The sequence below is a fragment of the Streptomyces sp. NPDC059477 genome (assembly GCF_042749375.1).
Lineage (GTDB): Bacteria > Actinomycetota > Actinomycetes > Streptomycetales > Streptomycetaceae > Streptomyces.
Map to the genome: position 1 here is coordinate 1 of NZ_JBHYUG010000135.1, position 4,460 is coordinate 4,460.

A 4,460-nucleotide genomic window follows, 5' to 3' on the forward strand; every position below is an offset into this window, starting at 1 on the left:
GACCAGGTGTCCGCGCCCTCGGCGTGTCGGGCGACGTGAAAGCGGCCGGGACCCAGGGCCGCCCGCCCCGGATCGGTGGTACCGCGGGCATCGCATGTGCCGATGTCGGCCGTAGGGTGGTCGCATGAACGATCGCATGGTGTGGATCGACTGCGAGATGACCGGCCTCTCGCTGTCCGACGACGCGCTCATCGAGGTGGCCGCCCTGGTCACCGACTCCGAGCTGAATGTGCTCGGCGAGGGCGTGGACATCGTCGTCCGTCCGCCGGACTCCGCCCTGGAGACGATGCCGGAGGTGGTACGGGAGATGCACACCGCGTCCGGACTGCTCACCGAGCTGCCGGGCGGCACCACCCTCGCCGACGCCGAGGAACAGGTCCTCGCGTACGTACGCGAACACGTCAAGGAGCCGGGCAAGGCCCCCCTGTGCGGCAACTCCGTCGGCACCGACCGCGGCTTCCTGCTGCGTGACATGCCGACGCTGGAGAGCTACCTCCACTACCGCATCGTGGATGTCTCCAGCGTCAAGGAACTGGCCCGCCGCTGGTACCCGAGGGCGTACTTCAACAGCCCCGAGAAGAACGGCAACCATCGCGCGCTCGCCGACATCCGCGAGTCGATCGCGGAGCTGCGCTACTACCGCCAGGCGATCTTCGTGCCCCAGCCGGGCCCGGACTCCGAGACCGCGCGGGCGATCGCCGCACAGCACGTCCTGCCTGCGCGGTAACCCGGATCGGGCCCCCTCGCGGGCCCCCCGGAAAAGCCGGGCGCGAGCACCCCTTCGGACCCTGTACACTTTTTCTCGGCTGGTCGGGGAGACAACAGTCTCAACCGCCGGTCATGGTGGGTGTAGCTCAGTTGGTAGAGCACCTGGTTGTGGTCCAGGTGGCCGCGGGTTCAAGTCCCGTCACTCACCCTCGTAAGCGAAGGGCCGATCCGGTCGAACCGGGTCGGCCCTTCGTCATGTCCGTCGCGGGTCGGGGCCGGCGTGGGTCATAGCCGATGAGGGCCGTCGTCCGGGAGGGCGGCGAAGAAGGCGTCCGGGTGGAGGCGGCCGGTGGCCTTGGCCGTCGGGGTCGACGGAGACGCGAGTGGCTGCGCGGGGTCGCCGGAGGACCGTGCGGGACTGTCGCCGGGGGATGGGACGCGACACCAAATGGGGGGGAAGGTGTCGCGTCCCGTTACTCCCCTCGGGGTCCGGGCGTGTCAGGGCGCCATTGCCAGGGGAGGTCGGGGCGCCGAGGCGATGCCCTTGGGGGAACAGGGCATACGCTAGCTAAGCGGAATCCGGCAAATAGCCTGTAACGGGCGCGAGTTGGGATTCTTAGGGTGGGCTTAAGGGAGGGATCGGGAGCGGTTAAAGGTCGGGACCAGCCGGCGTGGGCGGCGTCTGCGCACGCCCCCGCGATGCCCTCGCCGCTCCGGGCGGTGCCCGGCGAGCTGGATCCAGACCCGCACCTCGGTGCCGCCGAGCACGGAGGAGCCGATCCGCACGTCCCCGCCGGTGGACTCGGCGAGCCGGCGCACGATGTCCAGGCCGAGCCCGGTCGAGCCGTCGGCGCCCGAGCCCCGGCCCCGGGCCATGGCCGCCTCGGGGTCGGCGATGCCCGGCCCGGCGTCGGAGACCAGGACGATCACCGCGTCCTCGCCGTTGTGCACGTCGACCGCGAAGGCGGTGCCCTCCCGGGTGTGCCGGAAGACATTGCCGAGCAGCGCGTCGAGCGCGGCGGCCAGATCGGCGCGGACCACCGGTATCCGTACCGGCGTGTCCGCGCCCGCCACCCGCCACTTGCGGCCCTCGTCCTCGGCCAGCGCGGACCAGAACACCATCCGCTCGCGCACCACCTCCGCCGCGTCGCACCCGGCGCCCGGCCCGGCGGCGACGGTCTGCGGCTTGGCCTCGCGGGCCGTACGGATGATCGTGTCGACCTCGCGCTCCAGCTGGGCGACGGCCGCGCGGGTCTGCTCGGCGGCCGGTCCCTCGCCCAGCGAGGCCGCGTTGAGCCGCAGCACGGTCAGCGGGGTGCGCAGCCGGTGGGACAGATCGGCGGCCAGCTCCCGCTCGTTGGCGAGCAGCTGGACGACCTGGTCGGCCATGGAGTTGAACGCGACGGCCGCGAGGCGCAGTTCGGTCGGGCCCTCCTCGGGGACGCGGGAGCCGAGCTTGCCGTCGCCGAGTTCACGGGCGCCCTCGACCAGCCGCTGGGCGGCCCGCACCATCCGAGCGCCGAGCCGGTCGGCGACCGCGACCGAGCCGACGATCAGGGCGAATCCGACGCCCGCGAGGACCGTCCACGCCGTGTGCACGCCCGCGCCGACGGCGGCGTCGGCGACGTACACCTCGACCACCGCTATCTCCCCGGAGCTGAGCGCGACCGGCTGGAGCAGGGCGGAGCCGTCGGGGACCCGGACAGTGGCGGCGCGGCCCAGCCGCCGGGTGGACTCGATGTCCTCGGGCAGCGCGCGCCGCATGCCGATCCCGGCCGCCGCCGCCGCGTCGCCGTCGGCCGGCAGGTGCACGGCCATCCGGTCGCCGGAGCCCGCGGACGCGACCGCCCGCCGGAGCTGCTCGTGGTCGGTGGTGATGGACAGCGCGGGCGCGATCTCGGCGGCGTCCCGCTCGGCGTTGGAGAACGCGCGGTCGCGGGCCAGTTCCTTGATGACCAGGCCGAGCGGGACCGCGAAGGCGACCACGACCATCGCCGTGACCGCCAGGGAGACCTTGACCAGTGCCCATCTCATCGCGGCGGCTCCGCTCCCGGTGGTTCCAGCTTCACCCCGACGCCCCGCAGGGTGTGCAGATAGCGCGGCCGGGCCGCGGTCTCGCCGAGCTTGCGGCGCAGCCAGGACAGATGGACATCGATCGTCTGGTCGTCGCCGTACGACTGCTGCCACACCTCGGCCAGCAGCTCGCGGCGCGGTACGACCACCCCGGGCCGCCCGGCGAGGAACGCCAGCAGGTCGAACTCACGGCGGGTCAGGTCGAGGCGGACTCCGTCCAGCTCGGCCTGGCGGCGCAGCGGGTCGACGGTGAGGCCGCCCACCCGCAGCACCGGCGAGGGCGGGGCCTCCCCGGTCGTGGCCCGGGAGCGGCGCAGCACGGCGGCGATCCGCGCGGAGAGGTGCTCCACGGAGAACGGCTTGGTCAGATAGTCGTCCGCGCCGTCGTTGAGCAGCCGCACGATCTCGGTCTCGTCGTCGCGCGCGGTGGCGATGATGACCGGCACATCGGTGATGCCGCGCAGCATCTTCAGGGCCTCGGCGCCGTCCAGATCGGGCAGTCCGAGGTCCAGGATGACCACGTCGAAGCGGAAATGGGCGACCTCGCGCAACGCCTCCAGCGCCGTGCCGACACTGCGCACGGTGTGCGTGGCGTCGGTCAGATGCCGGATGAGCGCCGAGCGTACGAACTGGTCGTCCTCGACCACGAGCACACTTGCCATGCGCGGCACCGTACGCCATACGGGCGACCCCCATCCGCCCCCTGTGGACAACTCCCGCGTTGTGGACAGCGGTGGGGCTGCGGCCGGACGGCGGCCGGACGGCGGTGGGACAACGCCGGTGCGGGTGAGGCACTATGGCGCGATGCTGCGTGGATTCGTACACCTTCTGGCTTGGTCGCTCGCCACGGGCGCGGCGGTCACGCTGTCGTGGTGGGGCGTGCACACGGTGATGGTGGCGACGGCGTACGACCCGCCGCGCGCCCTGTCGGTCACGGTGGCCGCCGAGTCCCCCGAGCCGCCGGATGATCCGCAGGCCACGCCCACCCCGTCGGAGCGTCCGGAGCCCTCGGGGCCGCCGGAGCCGGACACCTCGGCCGCCGCCGCGAGCGAGCGCCCGACGCCGCCCGGCCCGGCCTCCTCCCCGGCTGCGGCCGGCACCCCCGACGCCCCCTCCTCGACCACCGCCCCGCCCGCGTCGGCCTCCGCCGCCTCCGGTGAGGTCCGCAGTTACGACACCGAGGGCGGGCGCGCGGTCTTCGACATCGGCGACACCTCCGCGTCCTTCGTGTCGGCGACGCCCGCCACCGGCTGGTCGATGCAGGTGTGGCCCACGTCGACCTGGATCCGGGTGGAGTTCTCCTCGGGCGAGGAGCGGGTGTCGGTGTTCTGCACCTGGCACGACGGTCCGCCCCGGGTGAACGTCGAGACCTACTAGCGGCGATTCGGGGCGACACGCCGGGCCCGGTCGTTCGTTCGCACTCCGGGAATACGGTAAGCTGATCACAGAGCAGCCGCCCGGAACACCCGGTCACTGCCCGTGCGTTGGTGGTCCAAGGAAAGACGCCCCACTTCCTGTGGGGAGATGCAGGTGCAAGGCCTGCCCGGCGCTCCAGATGATGCAGTTGAGGGGAGCACGGGAGGCGAGGGGCTGTGGGGGGGGGGGGGGGGGGTGTTGAAAAACACCCACGGCCCGCCACAGGGCGCGGGGGGGGGGGGGGGGGGGAGCCCCCGGGGTGT

General features: G+C 72.9%; 4 protein-coding genes and 1 tRNA gene. 3 read left to right on the forward strand and 2 right to left on the reverse strand.

Annotation, left to right across the window (positions count from 1 at the left end; all coding sequences use genetic code 11):
• The first annotated feature begins 124 nt into the window (after positions 1-124).
• Both orn and ACFXAZ_RS37115 read left to right on the forward strand, forming a co-directional pair.
• Positions 125-727, forward strand: coding sequence for an oligoribonuclease (gene orn / locus ACFXAZ_RS37110; protein WP_384600676.1), 603 nt, complete (start codon positions 125-127; stop codon positions 725-727).
• A 116-nt stretch (positions 728-843) separates the two neighbouring features.
• Positions 844-916 (forward strand) — tRNA-His (locus tag ACFXAZ_RS37115).
• A gap of 419 nt (positions 917-1,335) precedes the next feature.
• Here the strand turns inward: ACFXAZ_RS37115 and ACFXAZ_RS37120 are convergent.
• The gene (locus ACFXAZ_RS37120) at positions 1,336-2,742 is read right to left on the reverse strand and encodes a sensor histidine kinase (protein ID WP_384600679.1); all 1,407 of its coding nucleotides are present in this window, start codon (positions 2,740-2,742) and stop codon (positions 1,336-1,338) included.
• Positions 2,739-3,443, reverse strand: a complete 705-nt coding sequence (locus ACFXAZ_RS37125) for a response regulator transcription factor (protein WP_384600681.1) — start codon at positions 3,441-3,443, stop codon at positions 2,739-2,741. The genes ACFXAZ_RS37120 and ACFXAZ_RS37125 overlap by 4 nt, the downstream gene beginning before the upstream one ends.
• 142 nt (positions 3,444-3,585) lie before the next feature.
• Here ACFXAZ_RS37125 and ACFXAZ_RS37130 point away from each other — a divergent pair, with 142 nt between their 5' ends.
• A complete protein-coding gene (locus ACFXAZ_RS37130) occupies positions 3,586-4,158 on the forward strand; it encodes a hypothetical protein (protein ID WP_384600684.1) in 573 nt (190 codons plus the stop codon).
• Positions 4,159-4,460 lie beyond the last annotated feature (302 nt).

What these genes read in the sequence shown, in the direction of transcription:
- orn (WP_384600676.1), top strand. Translation starts at nt 125, where the DNA reads ATGAACGATCGCATGGTGTGGATCGACTGCGAGATGACCGGCCTCTCG.
- ACFXAZ_RS37120 (WP_384600679.1), bottom strand. Translation starts at nt 2,742, where the DNA reads ATGAGATGGGCACTGGTCAAGGTCTCCCTGGCGGTCACGGCGATGGTC.
- ACFXAZ_RS37125 (WP_384600681.1), bottom strand. Translation starts at nt 3,443, where the DNA reads ATGGCAAGTGTGCTCGTGGTCGAGGACGACCAGTTCGTACGCTCGGCG.
- ACFXAZ_RS37130 (WP_384600684.1), top strand. Translation starts at nt 3,586, where the DNA reads ATGCTGCGTGGATTCGTACACCTTCTGGCTTGGTCGCTCGCCACGGGC.